The sequence below is a fragment of the Streptomyces sp. NPDC013457 genome (genome assembly GCF_043089925.1).
Lineage (GTDB): Bacteria > Actinomycetota > Actinomycetes > Streptomycetales > Streptomycetaceae > Streptomyces.
Map to the genome: position 1 here is coordinate 328,361 of NZ_JBICBL010000003.1, position 15,527 is coordinate 343,887.

Below are 15,527 nucleotides of genomic sequence, written 5' to 3' on the forward strand. Positions count from 1 at the left end.
TCACGTCCTGCGGTGTGTCAGCCCGCGCGGTACGCGGTCCACATGCTGCCCATCCGCGTGACCTGGCCCGCGGTGAACTGGTACATGCACGCGTCGTACGTGTAGTCCATGAAGTTGTGGATCGGGTCCACACCGGTCTTGTTGGCGCAGCTGTCACGCCCGGTCGGGCACTCGTACGCCGGGCTCTTCTCGGCCGGGGTGTCGCTCACCGAGTCGCCGCTGCCGCTGCAGCCGCCCTGGAACGTGTGGTAGAGCCCCAGCCAGTGGCCGACCTCGTGGGTCGCGGTGTCGCCCTCGTTGTAGTTGGCCGCGGAGCCGCCCGGCAGCGAGGAGTCGAGGACGACCACACCGTCCATGGACGGGCTGGAGTTGTACGAGGACGGGAAGGTCGCCCAGCCGAGCAGACCGCCGCCGAGCTTGGCGGTGTAGAAGTTCAGCGCGCCGGCGCCGCCCTTGCGCAGCGTCTGCTTCATCTGCTTCTCGGCCGTGGAGCCGGACGACAGGTTGTACCAGGTGGCGTTGTCCGTGTAGTCGGTCGAGGCGAGCGTGAACTGGAAGTTGGTGTTCACGTTGCCGGTGCCCTGGCCGCCGTAGGCCGCGTTGAGCACGGCCATCTGGTTGTTGATCGCGGTGGCGCTCAGCTTGCCGGTGGTGCCGCTGTGGATGACGTGGAAGTAGACCGGGATGTTCACCACGGCGGCGGTGGCGTTCATGCCGCTCGCGCGGACCGACTCGAGTCTCTTCTTCAGGTCCGCGTCCATGGCCTTGGCCTGGGCGGCGGAGAGCTCGTTGGGCTCGTGGCCGTGGTTGTCGGCGCCACGGGACTTGCGGGCGCCGGAGAGGGCCTCCGCACCGTCCGCGCACTCCTCGGCGGAGACGCCGGCGGCGGAGGTGGTGGTGGCCGGGGCGGCCGCCGGGGCGGAGAGCGGGGCCAGGGCCAGAGTTCCGGCCATGACCGCGGTGCCGAGCAGACGACGTGACATACGCGGCGATATACGAACAAGAGCACGCACAGGTGACTCCTCGCGGGGGGTTCGTGGAGAGGGGATTCCTCGCCACCGCGGGGAGATTACGGGTCCATGTCAGAAGCTGTTGAGCATGGAACAAGCCCAATCATCCGTGGGGCAAACCGGGTTATCAGGAAGAAGAACTTTTGCCGGTTCCGGAGTTTGAGACGCGGACGTAACGAGCCAGGGGACGGAGGCGGGTGGTGTGTCCGGATTCGATCGCCCCGGACTCACCACCCGCCGTGATGATGTGATCTCCCGTTAACAGGAGGGATCATGGCCGAAAATCGACCCTGCGGTCATCTCATCGCACCGGCTGGTACACGCGCTCGACGCGCTGGGTTCCGTTCCGCGTCCGGTACGAGCGCGCCCACGCGGTCGTCGCGTCCGCCTTCGTCTTGTCGGAGACCGTGTAGTAGTCCATCTGGGAGTGCTCGGCCGTGACGTCCAGGACGCCGTAGCCGTGGTTGTCCATGTCCACCCACTTCACATGGCGGTTGGCGGCCTTGATCGCCCCGGCGGCCACCAGGGAGAGCGTGCCCGGCGCCACGTGGAGCAGGTCGTCGATGTTGTCCGAGGTCACCGAGGTCACCACGAACTCGGTCGCCGCCGACTGCGACAGCGGGTAGGTCGCCGCCTTCACCGGCACGTCGGTGGCCCAGGCCATGTGGATGTCACCGGTCAGGAAGACGGTGTTCCGTACGGACCGCTGCGTCAGATGCGCGAGCAGCTCCTTGCGGTCGTCCGTGTAGCCGTCCCACTGGTCGACGTTGATCGCGAGCCCCTCCTTCGGCAGGCCGAGCAGTTCGGCGAGCGGACCGAGGAGCTGGGCCGGCAGCGAGCCGAAGGCGACCGGCGAGATCATCACCGAGGTGCCGACCAGCTTCCAGGTGGCGTCCGAGCTCGCGAGCCCCGACTTCAGCCAGTCGAGCTGCGCGCGGCCGGTGATCGTGCGCTCCGGGTCGTCGACCGAGCCGCTGCCGATCTTGGCCTGCTGGGAGCGGAACGACCGCAGGTCGAGCAGGTGCAGATCGGCCAGTTTGCCGAAGCGCAGCCGCCGGTAGACCGTGCCCTCGGTGGAGGCGCGGACCGGCATCCACTCGAAGTACGCCTGCTTCGCGGCGGCGACCCGTGCCGCCCACTCGCCCTCGGCGCCCGGCGTGTGGTTCTCCGCGCCCCCCGACCAGGCGTCGTTGGCCACCTCGTGGTCGTCCCAGATCGCGATCACGGGGTGGGCCGCGTGCAGCGCCTGGAGGTCGGTGTCCGTCTTGTACGTGGCGTGCCGCAGGCGGTAGTCGGCGAGTGAGACGATCTCGTGCTTCGGCTCGTGCTGCCGTACGGAGTACGCGGCGTCCGGGTAGGAACCGGCCGCGTACTCGTAGATGTAGTCGCCGAGATGGAGGATCGCGTCCAGGTCCGCGCGGGCGGCGAGATGGCGGTACGCGGAGAAGTGGCCGGCCTCCCAGTTGGCGCAGGAGACCACGCCGAACCGGACGCCCGGGGTGGCGGCGTCGGTCGCCGGAGTGGTGCGGGTTCGGGCCACGGGGGAGACGGTGCCGCCCGCCGTGAAGCGGAACCAGTAGGCGGTCGCGGGGCGCAGGCCCCGGACGTCCACCTTCACCGTGTGGTCCGAGGCGGCCGTCGCGGCCGTGGTGCCGCGGGCCACGGTCCGGGCGAACTCCCGGTCCTCGGCGACCTCCCAGCCGACGGTGACGTCGGCGCCTCTGCCCGAGCCGGGCGTGGCGTCGGAGGTGGGGGTGACGCGCGTCCAGAGCAGGACACCGTCGGGCAGCGGGTCGCCGGAGGCGACACCGTGGAGGAAGACGGGGGCCTCGGAGCCCGCGAGCGCGGGAGAGGCGGCGCCCACCAGGACCGGGGTGGCGACGGCCGTGACGGCGGCGGCCTTCACGACGGTGCGGCGGGTGGGCGCGGAGGATATGTGTCGACTGGTCACGGGCAGTCAGATTACTGACCGGTATGCCGAACAGGCAGGCGAAATCCGGAAAGTTCGCGCACTCGTCGCCCCGAGGTCGTGATCCCTCGGACACCTCGGGACCGGCCGGACGGATCGGGAGCGTCCGGATGCCCTGGGACCCTCCGGACGAACGGCGGGTCCGCGGGAGCGAACTCCCGCGGACCCGTACCGTCGGCCGGGCGAACCGGCCGTCGCCCGATGTCAGCCCTTGAGTGCCGGGGTGAGCGCCGCGTTGAACTCCTCCACCGTCAGCGGCGGGTTCTTGCTGCCCGCGACCGTCAGCGCCTTGCCGTCCATCTTCAGCGTCGGAGTGCCGGTCACCCCGCTCTTGTCGAAGGCGGCGGACATCTTCATCGCCCAGGCGTCGAAGGTGCCGTTCTCCACGTTCTTCTTGAACTCCGCGTTCCCCTTCAGCGCCGGGACCGAGTCCGCGACCTCCAGGAGGTAGGAGTCCTTGGCGAACTTGTCCTGGCTCTCCTCCGGGTGGAACTGGGTGGAGTACAGCGCCGCCTTGTACTTCATGAACGCCTCGGGGCTCACGTTCAGCGCCGCGCCCAGCGCCGAGAGGGCGTTCTTCGAGCCCTCCCCCTGGTCGGCGTTGTCGATGAAGGTGGCGCCGACGTACTTCAGCCTGTACTTGCCGGCCTCCACGTCCTTGTCGACGGTCGAGCCGACCTGCTGCTCGAACTGCGCGCACACCGGGCAGCGCGAGTCCTCGTAGATCTCCAGGGTCTTCTTCGCGGACGGCTTGCCGACGACGACCGTCGTGCCGTCCGTGCCCTCGGTGTTCTTGGGCGCGGTGACGTTCGACGCCTCGGCCGCCGCCTCCCAGTGGGACGGCTTGTTGGCCTGGACGACGGCGTAGCCGACTCCGCCGGCGACCGCCAGGACGGCGACGGCCGACACGGCGACGGTCACCTGGCGGCGGACCTTCTCCTTCTTGGCCTGGCGTTCGCGCTCGACGCGCAGCCGCTCGCGGGCGGCAGCCTTGTTGGACTGGCTGTTGCGTGCGCTCATGATCGTGATCTCCGTGAGAGTCGAAAGCCCGGAAAGGGCGAAAAGGGGACTGCGAGGGCTCAGGCGAGGACGAAGCCCGGCCGCGGCGGTCCCCGCCGTCCGACGGAGTGCACGAGAAGGCGGGTACGACGGGACCGGCGCGGCCGGTCCAGGGGGCGCCCGCCGCGCCCACGGGTCGCGCGCGGGGTGCCGAAGAGCGCGACGACGAGCATCAGGGGGCGGAACGCGAAGGCGGCCACCGCGGAGAGCAGCCGGGCGAGCGCCCGCTCGCCGTGCCGAAGCCAGGCCGCCGCGAACAGGCCGACCGACACATGGGCGGCGAGCAGCAGCCACGGCAGGGCCGGGGCGGGGGAGCTCAGCAGGGCGGCCGCGGTCCCGCCCTCGGGGGCGGCGACGCCCGGCAGCGGAGTGCCGAGGGCGCCGCCGCACAGCACGTCCACGCCCACCGAGCGCAGCGAACCGGCGACCGGGCCGCCGGACGGGCCGTAACAGACTGTCTGACCGGCGGTGAAGACCGTGTCGGCCGCCAGCTCCAGCGGGACGAGCAGCCCGGCGATCGGCCAGAAGCGACGCTCCCGGCCGGCCAGGGCGTACGCGACGGCGAAGACGCCGACCGTGAGCAGCCCCACGGTGAGGAGGGGCAGCGGCACCTGGGACAGCAGCACGTGCGAGCCCGCGGACAGCGTCACGACCAGTGCCGTGAAGAGCGCCGCCCGCAGCCCCCTGAGCCGCGTCCCTGATATGTCCATAGCGGAGGAAGTCTGCCACGCCCGCCCGTAAGAGGCCCCTAAGGGCGAGCTGTGAGAAGGGTCGCCGAGCCGCGGACCGGCCTACAGACCCGGGATCCGGCCGTTGCGGAACAGGTCCACGAAGATCTGGTGGTCCGCACGCGCGCGTGCCCCGTAGCCGTGCGCGAAGTCGACCAGCAGCTCCGCGAAGCCGTTCTCGTCGGCCGCGATCGCCGCGTCGATGGCCCGCTCGGTGGAGAACGGCACCAGGGAGTGACCGCTGGAGTCGTCGGCCGCCGCGTGCATCGTCGCCGTCGCCCGCCCCAGGTCGGCCACGGTCGCCGCGATCTCCGCCGGGTCGTCGATGTCCGACCAGTCCAGGTCCACCGCGTACGGCGAGACCTCGGCGACCAGCTGCCCGGAGCCGTCCAGCTCCGTCCAGCCCAGCCACGGGTCGGCGTGCGCCTGCAGGGCCCGCTGGGAGATGACCGTGCGGTGGCCCTCGTGCTGGAAGTACTCCCGCACCGCCGCGTCCGTGACATGGCGGGACACCGCCGGCGTCTGCGCCTGCTTCATGTAGATCACGACGTCGTTCTCCAGGGCGTCGCTGTTGCCCTCCAGGAGGATGTTGTACGACGGGAGACCGGCCGAGCCGATGCCGATCCCGCGCCGCCCCACGACGTCCTTGACCCGGTACGAGTCGGGGCGCGCGAGCGAGGACTCCGGCAGGGTCTCCAGATAGCCGTCGAAGGCCGCCAGGACCTTGTAGCGGGTCGCCGCGTCCAGCTCGACCGAGCCGCCGCCGGAGGAGAAGCGGCGCTCGAACTCGCGGATCTCGGTCATCGAGTCCAGGAGCCCGAACCGGGTCAGCGAGCGGGCGACGCGCAGGGCGTCCAGGAGGGGCCCCTCGGCGGTGTCCAGGGTGAAGGGCGGCAGCTCGTCGTCCTTGGCTCCGGTTGCCAGGGCGTGGACCCGCTCGCGGTAGGCGGCGGCGTATATCCGGACCAGCTCCGTGATCTGCTCGTCGCTGAGCGCCTTCGTGTAGCCGATCAGGGCGAGCGAGGCGGAGAGCCGCTTCAGGTCCCAGGTGAAGGGGCCGACGTACGCCTCGTCGAAGTCGTTGACGTTGAAGATCAGCCGGCCGTTGGCGTCCATGTACGTGCCGAAGTTCTCCGCGTGCAGATCGCCGTGGATCCACACCCGGCCGGTCCGCTCGTCCAGATACGGCCCGCCGGGCACGCCCCCGTCCGCCCGCCCTTCGTGCTCCGCCTCCAGGTCCGCGTAGAAGAGGCACGCCGTGCCCCGGTAGAAGGCGAAGGCGGAGCCGGCCATCTTCCGGAACTTCACGCGGAAGGCGGCCGGATCGGCCGCGAGGAGCTCTCCGAAGGCGGTGTCGAAGACGGTGAGGATCTGCTCACCGCGCGCGGCGGCGGTGGGCTGGGGGACCGACATCGAGGGTGCCTCCTGGTGAAAGACTGTTCATGACAATTGGGACAGGGCGTCCCTGACGTCCAACGGGCGACGGTACCGCCGAGTGCCCGCGGCCTGTCAGTCCGGAGACGTAGACTTCCACGCTGTCCCCCCAGAATTTCATCGGAGGCATGCCGTCGTGACCAAGCCGCCCTTCACGCACCTTCACGTACACACCCAGTACTCGCTGCTGGACGGTGCCGCGCGGCTCAAGGACATGTTCGAGGCGTGCAACGAGATGGGCATGACCCACATCGCCATGTCCGACCACGGCAACCTCCACGGGGCGTACGACTTCTTCCACTCGGCCAAGAAGGCCGGCGTGACGCCGATCATCGGCATCGAGGCGTACGTCGCCCCGGAGTCCCGGCGGAACAAGCGGAAGATCCAGTGGGGCCAGCCGCACCAGAAGCGGGACGACGTCTCCGGTTCGGGTGGCTACACCCACAAGACGATCTGGGCGGCGAACAGCACAGGACTGCACAACCTCTTCCGCCTCTCCTCCGACGCGTACGCCGAGGGCTGGCTCCAGAAGTGGCCCCGGATGGACAAGGAGACCATCTCCCAGTGGTCCGAGGGGCTCATCGCCTCCACCGGCTGCCCCTCCGGCGAGCTGCAGACCCGGCTGCGCCTCGGCCAGTTCGACGAGGCCCTGAAGTCCGCCTCCGAGTACCAGGACATCTTCGGCAAGGACCGGTACTTCCTGGAGCTGATGGACCACGGCATCGAGATCGAGCGGCGCGTCCGCGACGGGCTCCTGGAGATCGGCAAGAAGCTCGGCATCCCGCCGCTGGTCACCAACGACTCGCACTACACGTACGCGCACGAGGCGACCGCCCACGACGCGCTGCTGTGCATCCAGACCGGCAAGAACCTCTCCGACCCGGACCGCTTCAAGTTCGACGGCACGGGCTACTACCTGAAGTCCACGGACGAGATGTACGCCGTCGACTCCTCGGACGCCTGGCAGGAGGGCTGCCGCAACACGCTGCTCGTCGCCGAGCAGGTCAGCACCGACGGCATGTTCGTCGAGAAGAACCTCATGCCGAAGTTCGACATCCCCGAGGGCTACACCGAGGTCTCCTGGTTCCGCGAGGAGACCATGCGCGGCATGCACCGCCGCTTCCCGGGCGGTATCCCCGACGACCGCATGAAGCAGGTCGAGTACGAGATGGACACCATCATCTCGATGGGCTTCCCCGGCTACTTCCTCGTCGTCGCCGACTTCATCATGTGGGCCAAGAAGCAGGGCATCGCCGTCGGCCCCGGCCGAGGCTCCGCGGCCGGCTCGATCGTCGCGTACGCCATGGGCATCACCGACCTCGACCCGATCCCGCACGGACTGATCTTCGAGCGGTTCCTCAACCCCGAGCGCGTCTCCATGCCCGATGTCGACATCGACTTCGACGAGCGCCGGCGCGTCGAGGTGATCCGGTACGTGACGGAGAAGTACGGCTCCGACAAGGTCGCCATGATCGGCACGTACGGCAAGATCAAGGCGAAGAACGCCATCAAGGACTCGGCCCGCGTCCTCGGCTACCCGTACGCCATGGGCGACCGGCTCACCAAGGCGATGCCCGCCGACGTCCTCGGCAAGGGCATCGACCTCAACGGCATCACCGACCCCTCCCACCCGCGCTACAGCGAGGCGGGCGAGATCCGGGCGATGTACGAGAACGAGCCCGACGTGAAGAAGGTCATCGACACCGCCAAGGGCGTGGAGGGCCTCGTCCGGCAGATGGGTGTGCACGCGGCCGGCGTGATCATGTCCAGCGAGCCCATCGTCGACCACGCCCCGATCTGGGTGCGGCACACGGACGGCGTGACCATCACGCAGTGGGACTACCCCCAGTGCGAGTCGCTCGGCCTGCTGAAGATGGACTTCCTGGGCCTGCGGAACCTGACCATCATGGACGACGCCGTCAAGATGGTGAAGGCCAACAAGGGGCTCGACCTCGACCTCCTCGCCCTGCCGCTGGACGACCCGAAGACCTTCGAACTGCTCCAGCGCGGTGACACCCTCGGCGTCTTCCAGTTCGACGGCGGCCCCATGCGCTCGCTGCTGCGGCTGATGAAGCCCGACAACTTCGAAGACATCTCCGCCGTGTCCGCCCTGTACCGGCCGGGCCCGATGGGCATGAACTCGCACACGAACTACGCCCTGCGCAAGAACAAGCAGCAGGAGATCACCCCGATCCACCCCGAGCTGGAGAAGCCGCTCCAAGAAGTGCTCGCGGTCACCTACGGCCTGATCGTCTACCAGGAGCAGGTGCAGAAGGCCGCCCAGATCATCGCCGGGTACTCCCTCGGCGAGGCCGACATCCTCCGGCGGGTGATGGGCAAGAAGAAGCCCGAGGAGCTGGCGAAGAACTTCGTCCTCTTCCAGAAGGGCGCCCGGGAGAAGGGCTACAGCGACGAGGCCATCCAGGCCCTGTGGGACGTCCTGGTCCCCTTCGCCGGCTACGCCTTCAACAAGGCGCACTCCGCCGCGTACGGCCTGGTCTCCTACTGGACGGCGTACCTCAAGGCCAACTACCCGGCCGAGTACATGGCCGGTCTGCTGACCTCGGTGAAGGACGACAAGGACAAGTCCGCGGTCTATCTGAACGAGTGCCGCCGCATGGGCATCAAGGTCCTGCCGCCGAACGTCAACGAGTCCGAGTCGAACTTCGCCGCCCAGGGCGACGACGTGATCCTCTTCGGCCTCTCCGCCGTCCGCAACGTCGGTACCAACGTCGTCGAGTCGATCATCAAGTCGCGCAAGGCCAAGGGGAAGTACTCCACGTTCCCCGACTTCCTCGACAAGGTCGAGGCGGTCGTCTGCAACAAGCGGACCATCGAGTCGCTGATCAAGGCCGGCGCCTTCGACGAGATGGGCCACACCCGCAAGAGCCTGGTCGCCCACCACGAGCCGATGATCGACAACGTGGTCGCGGTCAAGCGCAAGGAGGCCGAGGGACAGTTCGACCTCTTCGGCGGCATGGGCGACGAGGCGAGCGACGAGCCCGGCTTCGGCCTGGACGTGGAGTTCTCCGACCTCGAGTGGGAGAAGTCCTACCTGCTCGCCCAGGAGCGCGAGATGCTCGGCCTCTACGTCTCCGACCACCCGCTCTTCGGCATCGAGCACGTCCTCTCGGACAAGACGGACGCGGCGATCTCCCAGCTGACCGGCGGCGAGCACTCCGACGGCGCGGTCGTCACCATCGGCGGCATCATCTCCGGCCTCCAGCGCAAGATGACCAAGCAGGGCAACGCCTGGGCCATCGCCACCGTCGAGGACCTGGCCGGCTCCATCGAGTGCATGTTCTTCCCGGCCACGTACCAGCTGGTGTCCACCCAGCTCGTCGAGGACACGGTCGTCTTCGTCAAGGGACGCCTCGACAAGCGCGAGGACGTGCCCCGGCTGGTCGCCATGGAGCTGATGGTCCCCGACCTGTCGAACGCCGGGACCAACGCGCCCGTGATCCTCACCATCCCGACCGTGAAGGTCACCCCGCCGATGGTCAGCCGGCTCGGCGAGATCCTCGGCCACCACAAGGGCAACACCGAGGTACGGATCAAACTCCAGGGCCCGCGCACGACCACCGTCCTGCGGCTCGACCGGCACCGGGTCCAGCCCGACCCCGCGCTCTTCGGCGACCTGAAGGTGCTGCTCGGCCCGTCCTGTCTGGCCGGCTGACGCCCGGAACCCGGCGGTGACGCCGGGGCCGCACGCGCGGAAGGGGCGCGCCCGTCGTCACGGGTGCGCCCCTTCCGGGGTTTACGCGCGATCAGTTGTGACCGAAGCGCTTCTGCCGGCCCTTGCGGGCCATGTCGCCGGGAGTCACCTGGGAGGCGCGCTGCTCGGCCTGCGACTCCATCGAGGACTGCTGCGCCTGCTGGGCGCCGCGCTCGGCCTGCGAGGACTGCTGACTGCGGTTCTGCTTTCGATTCTTGGCCATGGTGATGCCTCCTCAAAGGGATCTCGGGGCCAGGGCCGCTGTCAGACTCACACATGGGGTGAACCGTCGCATTTTGGATCATTACCGACAGTGAGTGGAGTGCCGGGAGGTCGCGGAGTGATATTCGCCACGCCGATGATCCAGTTCCGACGGTCTACCTCCCCACGTTCGGGCAGACTCGAAGGAAATCCGAAGCAACTTCCGATCCCGAGGTTCCCGAAAGAGGGTGGAACACGTGGACCGCTGCGTCGTTCTGGTGGACGCCGGCTATCTGCTGGGCGCCGCCGCGAGCCTTCTCGCCGGGGAACCGGCCCGCTCCCGGATCACCGTCGACCACGCCGCCCTCATCCAGGGCCTGCGCGAACGAGCCGAGGCGGACACCGAACAGCCCCTGCTCCGTATCTACTGGTTCGACGGCGCACCCGACCGCGTGCCCCAGCCGGAGCACCGCAGGCTGCGCGTGATGCCCCGGGTCACCGTCCGGCTCGGCGCCCTGACCCGCAGCGACGGCCGCTGGGCACAGAAGGGCGTCGACGCCGCGATGCACGCCGAGCTCACCGAGCTGGCCAGGAACCGGGCCTGCTCCGACGTGGTCCTGGTGACCGGCGACGGCGATCTGCTGCCGGGCCTGATGTCCGCCAAGGAGCACGGCGTCGCCGTCCACCTCTGGGCGGTGCAGGCCGCCGACGGCGACTACAACCAGTCCGAGGACCTCGTCGCCGAGGCCGACGAACGCCGCGTCCTCGACCGGGCCTGGATCACCCGGGCCGTCCGGGCCAAGGACCTCAGCGGGCTCTGCGCGCCCCCGCCCGCCCCGCGCCCCGAGATCGCCGCCATCCTCTCCGCCCCGCTGCCCGAGTCGGCGCTCGCCGCCTCCGCCGAGCGCGCCGCCGCGGCGGCGGCCGCGGAAGCCGCCTCCGTGCACAACGGGGCGTCGGCCCCCGCCGACTCCGCGCCCGCGGACACCGAGGGCGGACCGGCGTCCGCCGTTCCGGCCCCGGCCGCGGGCCGGGGCGTCCCCACACCCAAGGACCTCGCCGGACTGCGCGGGCCCGGCGGCCCCGCCGCCCCGCCGGCCACCAACGCCACGCTCCGCTGGTCCTCCGACAAGGGCTGGATCGAGCGCCCCGGCGGCGCGCTCGGCGAGCCGCCCGAGACGGCCTCCCTGCCCACCCTCGCCCAGCTCACCAGCGCCGAGCAGCGATGGGCCGACCGAGAGGAGGACATCACCACCGTCGGCGGCGACCCCTTCGAGGTCGGGCAGGTGTTCGCCCGCCGCTGGATGGAGCGGCTCCCCGAGCAGAGCCACGTCCAGAAGCTCTCCGTGATGTACCCGAGGATCCCGCACCGCATCGACGGCGAACTGCTCCGCTACGCGGCCAGGTTCGGCCTGCTCGCGCACAAGGACGACCAGATCGACGAGCACGACCGGTACGCGATCCGGGCGGGGTTCTGGCGCGAGATCGACGTCCGGGCCGCCGCGGAACGCGCCCCCGCGGGGGAGTAGGCCGGGGGACCCCGTAGGCTCATCCCTCGTGAGTACGGTGTGCGTGGTGCGGGATCTGGTCAAGACGTACCCCGCCGCGCGCGCCCGCAGGGGGGCGCCCGCGACCCCCGAGATCCGCGCCACCGACGGCATCAGCCTCGATGTCCGCGGCGGCGAGATCTTCGGTCTGCTCGGGCCGAACGGCGCCGGGAAGTCGACGCTGGTCCGCCAGCTGACCGGGCTGATGCGCCCCGACTCCGGAACGGTCGAGCTGCTCGGCCACGATCTCGTACGCCATCCGGAACGCGCCGCGCGCCTGCTCGCCTACCTCGGACAGGAGTCGACCGCGCTCGACGAGCTGACGGTCGCGCTCGCCGCCGAGACCACCGGGCGGCTGCGCGGGCTGACCGCACGGGACGCGCGCGCCGCGACGGACGCCGTCCTGGAGGAGCTGGGCCTCACCGAGCTCGCCGGCCGCGCGCTGAAGAAGCTCTCGGGCGGACAGCGGCGGCTCGCCTGCGTCGCGACCGCCCTGGTGGGAGAGCGGCCGGTCCTGGTCCTCGACGAACCCACCACCGGCATGGACCCGATCGCCCGGCGGGCCGTCTGGTCCGCCGTCGACCGGCGGCGCGCCGAGCACGGCACCACCGTGCTGCTCGTCACCCACAACGTGATCGAGGCCGAGACCGTACTGGACCGGGTCGCCGTCCTGGAGCGGGGCCGGGTCATCGCCTGCGACACGCCGGCCGGGCTCAAGGAACGCGTCGCGGGCGAGATCCGGGTCGATCTGGTGTGGCGCGAGCGCGCCCCGCTGGACGTGCCCGAGGTCGCCGCGCTGCGCGGACTCGCCCAGGAGTCGGGCCGGCGCTGGACGCTCCGGCTCGCCCCGGACGAGGCGCGGGCGACGGTGGCGGCCGTGACGGGCGGGGCGGCGTTCGCGGCCCTGGACGACTTCACACTGGCCACGCCGAGCCTGGAGGACGTGTATCTGGCGCTGGGCGGCGAGACGCAGGGGCTGGTCAAGGCGTGAGGAGCTGTACGGAGTGAGTATCGTGCCCGCCCAGGCCGCGTCGGCGTCGGGACCGGCGCCGGGACAGGCATCGGCCGAGGGCCCGGCGGCCCGGGCCGCGGGAGCGGCGGCCGGGAACCCGGTCGCGGCCGCGCCGCTCGCGCCGCGCGCCCGGCTGCTGCCCGCACTCGCAGCCGTCTACCGCGCACAGCTGTCGCGTGCCCGGGTCTCCCGCATACCGCTGCTCTTCGTGGCGACGTTCCAGTCCGTGGGGATCATGGTCCTGATGCGGGGTGTCGTCGACGGCGGGTCGGAGGCGCGCGCCGTCGTGGCGGGCTCGTCGGTGCTCGTGGTCGCGTTCGTCGCGCTCAACCTGCTCGCCCAGTACTTCGGGCAGCTGCGGGCGACCGGCGGCCTCGACCACTACGCCACGCTGCCGGTGCCGCCCGCCGCGGTCGTCCTCGGAGCGGCGGGGGCGTACGCCTCCTTCACGGTGCCGGGGACCGTGGTGACCGCGGTCATCGGCTCGCTGCTCTTCGGGCTGCCGCTCGGTCACCTGTGGATCCTCGCGGCGGTCGTGCCGCTGGCGGGAGCCGCGCTGGCCGGTCTCGGGGCGGCGCTCGGGCTGCTCGCACCGCGTCAGGAGCTCGCGACGCTGCTCGGCCAGCTGGGCATGTCGGCCGCGCTGCTGCTCGGTGTGCTGCCGGCGGACCGGCTGCCTGGACCCATCGGCTGGGCACGGGACCTGCTGCCGTCGACGTACGGCGTGGAGGCGCTGGCCCGGACGTTCGACGCGCACCCGGACTGGGCGGCGGTCGGGCTCGACCTCGCGGTCTGCGGGGCGGTCGGGGTGGTCTCGCTCGCGGTGGCGACCTGGGCGTACCGGCGGGCGGCGGTCCGCTGAGGCGGGTCGTTCCCGTACCTGGCACGATGGCGGTGTGACCGCACCTCTGACACCGCCTCACCAGCCGCCGAACGACGCCGTGCCGCCGCACGGCTGGCCGGCGCACCATCCGCCGAAGCACTCCGGGGACGGTGCCCCGAGCGTGGCCAAGGAGCTCCGGCAGGCCGGGGTGGTGGCCGCGGTCTCGGCGGTCGCCGGGGCGGCGCTGGGACTGCTGTGGCTGTGGCTGGCGCCGCGCGTTCCGCTGATCTCGGACGGCAAGGCGGTGTTCCTGCGGAACAGCGAGGGCGAGTCGGCGGTCGGGGCGGACGGGACGTTCGTCCTGCTGGCGCTCGGTTTCGGCGCGGTGGCGGCGGCGCTCGTCTTCCTGTTCCACCGGCACGGCGGCGTGGCGCTGGTGCTCGCGCTGGCGGCGGGCGGGGTGCTCGGGTCACTGCTCGGCTGGGGCGTGGGCACGGCCCTGGGACCCACGCACGACGTGGTCGCGCACGCGCGCGAGGTGGGGGCCGGGGTGCAGTTCGACGCTCCGCTGAAGCTGCAGATGTGGGCGGGGGCGATGCTCGCGTGGCCGCTCGCGGCGATGGTCGTCCACCTCTCCCTGACCGCGCTCTTCGGCCCGAGGGACCCGGAACCGGACTGGCCCGAGGAGTCCTGACCCGCCAAGAGGAGTCCTGACCCGCCTGGGCCTGGAGGCCTGGGCCGGGCCCGAGGGCTCGGACCGGTCGCTACGCGCGGCCGATGGGGGCGAGGACGGCCGTGGTGAGGCTGGTCAGATCCTGGGGGGCGAGTTCGACCTCCAGGCCACGGCGGCCCGCCGAGACACAGATCGTGGCGTGCGCCGAGGCCGAGGCGTCCAGGACCGTGCGCAGGCGCTTGCGCTGGCCCAGCGGGGAGATGCCGCCACGGACGTAGCCCGTCGTACGTTCCGCCAGGGCGGGATCCGCCATCGCCGCGCGTTTGCCGCCGACCGCCGAGGCCAGGGCCTTCAGGTCCAGCTGCCCGGCGACCGGGACGACCGCGACCGTCAGTTCGCCGTCGACGTCCGCGACCAGCGTCTTGAAGACCCGGTCGGGCGAGACGCCGAGGGCCTCCGCCGCCTCCTCGCCGTACGAGGGCGACGCCGGGTCGTGGTCGTAGGAGTGGACGGTGAACGTCACGCCGGCCGTCGTCAGGGCCACCGTCGCCGGGGTGCCGCCCGTCTGCTTCTTCTGCTTCTTCGCCACCGCGCTCCTCCGTCAGTTCGGGCTCGTCGGCGCCCGGGTCAGCTCCACCGCCGGCAGCGACGGCAGATGCCGCAGCACGGCCGTCTCCGACCGGAGCAGCGTCAGCTCCTCCCGCAGCCGCGTCGCCGTGTCCGGTGCCTGCAGCAGCCGCTGCTTCGACGGGATGTCGAGCACCGCGGCCGCCGCGACGAGGTAGGACACCACCGACGGGTCGTCCGGCAGTTCGCTCGTCGTCAGCGACCGCTCCCGCGCCCCCGCCAGCCGCTTCTGGTAGCTCCTGAACGCCCGCAGCACACCCTCCGCGAGCGTGCCCGCCTCGTCGCCCTGCTCCTCCGGGATCTCCTCGACCTCGGCGACCAGGAACGGCCCCGTCGCGTCCACCGACAGCAGCTTCACCCGGGTCGTCCCCGTCGCCATCACCTCGAAGCTGCCGTTCGACCGCTCCCGGATCGTCGCCGCGTCGGCGATGCAGCCGACCCGGTGGAACGCCTGGATCGGGTCGGGGCCGAAGCCCGCGGCGGGCCCCTTCTCCGGCAGCGCCGTCTGGTCCGGCATCCCCGGCGCCGTCGGCGCGACCTCACGGCCGTCGCGGATCGCGACGACGGCGAACCGGCGCGGTTCCGACTCGTCGGTCTTGAGCAGCTCGCGCATCATGGCGCGATACCGCTCCTCGAACACGTTCAGGGGCAGCACGAGGCCCGGGAACAGCACCGCGTTGAGCGGGAAGAGTGGCAGGCTGGCGGTGGTCACAGCGGTCAAGAGTAATG

Annotated in this window: 13 protein-coding genes; 5 read left to right on the forward strand and 8 right to left on the reverse strand. The window is 71.0% G+C overall.

What is annotated here, in order from left to right:
* Positions 1-17 precede the first annotated feature (17 nt).
* From ACF1G2_RS10325 to ACF1G2_RS10345, 5 genes are all read right to left on the reverse strand, one after another.
* The gene (locus ACF1G2_RS10325) at positions 18-983 is read right to left on the reverse strand and encodes a zinc metalloprotease (protein ID WP_391797865.1); all 966 of its coding nucleotides are present in this window, start codon (positions 981-983) and stop codon (positions 18-20) included.
* 328 nt (positions 984-1,311) lie between these two features.
* Entirely contained in the window at positions 1,312-2,961 is a 1,650-nt protein-coding gene (locus tag ACF1G2_RS10330; protein ID WP_391797866.1) for an alkaline phosphatase D family protein, read from the reverse strand.
* Positions 2,962-3,183: 222 nt separating this feature from the next.
* Positions 3,184-3,999, reverse strand: a complete 816-nt coding sequence (locus ACF1G2_RS10335; RefSeq protein ID WP_391797867.1) for a DsbA family protein — start codon at positions 3,997-3,999, stop codon at positions 3,184-3,186.
* A gap of 59 nt (positions 4,000-4,058) precedes the next feature.
* The gene (locus tag ACF1G2_RS10340) at positions 4,059-4,748 is read right to left on the reverse strand and encodes a hypothetical protein (protein ID WP_391797868.1); all 690 of its coding nucleotides are present in this window, start codon (positions 4,746-4,748) and stop codon (positions 4,059-4,061) included.
* An 81-nt stretch (positions 4,749-4,829) separates the two neighbouring features.
* A complete protein-coding gene (locus tag ACF1G2_RS10345; protein ID WP_391797869.1) occupies positions 4,830-6,179 on the reverse strand; it encodes a DUF2252 domain-containing protein in 1,350 nt (449 codons plus the stop codon).
* 157 nt (positions 6,180-6,336) lie between these two features.
* Here ACF1G2_RS10345 and dnaE point away from each other — a divergent pair, with 157 nt between their 5' ends.
* Entirely contained in the window at positions 6,337-9,876 is a 3,540-nt protein-coding gene (gene dnaE, locus ACF1G2_RS10350) for a DNA polymerase III subunit alpha (protein WP_391797870.1), read from the forward strand.
* Between the two features lie 91 nt (positions 9,877-9,967).
* Here the strand turns inward: dnaE and ACF1G2_RS10355 are convergent, their stop codons facing one another.
* Positions 9,968-10,138 (reverse strand): hypothetical protein, encoded by a 171-nt coding sequence (locus ACF1G2_RS10355; protein ID WP_352190524.1) that lies wholly within the window; start codon positions 10,136-10,138, stop codon positions 9,968-9,970.
* A gap of 226 nt (positions 10,139-10,364) precedes the next feature.
* Between ACF1G2_RS10355 and ACF1G2_RS10360 the strand changes: the two genes are divergently transcribed.
* From ACF1G2_RS10360 to ACF1G2_RS10375, 4 genes are read left to right on the forward strand one after another with little or no spacing between them, the layout of a single operon-like run.
* The gene (locus ACF1G2_RS10360) at positions 10,365-11,645 is read left to right on the forward strand and encodes an NYN domain-containing protein (RefSeq protein WP_391797871.1); all 1,281 of its coding nucleotides are present in this window, start codon (positions 10,365-10,367) and stop codon (positions 11,643-11,645) included.
* A gap of 28 nt (positions 11,646-11,673) precedes the next feature.
* Positions 11,674-12,654, forward strand: a complete 981-nt coding sequence (locus tag ACF1G2_RS10365) for an ABC transporter ATP-binding protein (protein WP_391797872.1) — start codon at positions 11,674-11,676, stop codon at positions 12,652-12,654.
* Between the two features lie 4 nt (positions 12,655-12,658).
* Positions 12,659-13,537: an ABC transporter permease gene (locus ACF1G2_RS10370; protein ID WP_391798131.1), complete on the forward strand. Its 879-nt coding sequence runs from the start codon at positions 12,659-12,661 to the stop codon at positions 13,535-13,537.
* Positions 13,538-13,571: 34 nt separating this feature from the next.
* Positions 13,572-14,192: a DUF2567 domain-containing protein gene (locus tag ACF1G2_RS10375; RefSeq protein WP_391797873.1), complete on the forward strand. Its 621-nt coding sequence runs from the start codon at positions 13,572-13,574 to the stop codon at positions 14,190-14,192.
* Positions 14,193-14,262: 70 nt separating this feature from the next.
* Here ACF1G2_RS10375 and ybaK read toward each other — a convergent pair whose 3' ends face one another.
* On the reverse strand, positions 14,263-14,760 hold the full coding sequence (gene ybaK / locus ACF1G2_RS10380) for a Cys-tRNA(Pro) deacylase (RefSeq protein WP_391797874.1): 498 nt from the start codon (positions 14,758-14,760) through the stop codon (positions 14,263-14,265).
* A gap of 12 nt (positions 14,761-14,772) precedes the next feature.
* A complete protein-coding gene (locus tag ACF1G2_RS10385; protein ID WP_391797875.1) occupies positions 14,773-15,510 on the reverse strand; it encodes an LON peptidase substrate-binding domain-containing protein in 738 nt (245 codons plus the stop codon).
* Positions 15,511-15,527 lie beyond the last annotated feature (17 nt).

Excerpts from the sequence above, each read along its gene's own strand:
- ACF1G2_RS10345 (WP_391797869.1), bottom strand. The coding sequence starts at position 6,179 with ATGTCGGTCCCCCAGCCCACCGCCGCCGCGCGCGGTGAGCAGATCCTC.
- ACF1G2_RS10340 (WP_391797868.1), bottom strand. The coding sequence starts at position 4,748 with ATGGACATATCAGGGACGCGGCTCAGGGGGCTGCGGGCGGCGCTCTTC.
- ACF1G2_RS10355 (WP_352190524.1), bottom strand. The coding sequence starts at position 10,138 with ATGGCCAAGAATCGAAAGCAGAACCGCAGTCAGCAGTCCTCGCAGGCC.
- ACF1G2_RS10325 (WP_391797865.1), bottom strand. The coding sequence starts at position 983 with ATGTCACGTCGTCTGCTCGGCACCGCGGTCATGGCCGGAACTCTGGCC.
- ACF1G2_RS10335 (WP_391797867.1), bottom strand. The coding sequence starts at position 3,999 with ATGAGCGCACGCAACAGCCAGTCCAACAAGGCTGCCGCCCGCGAGCGG.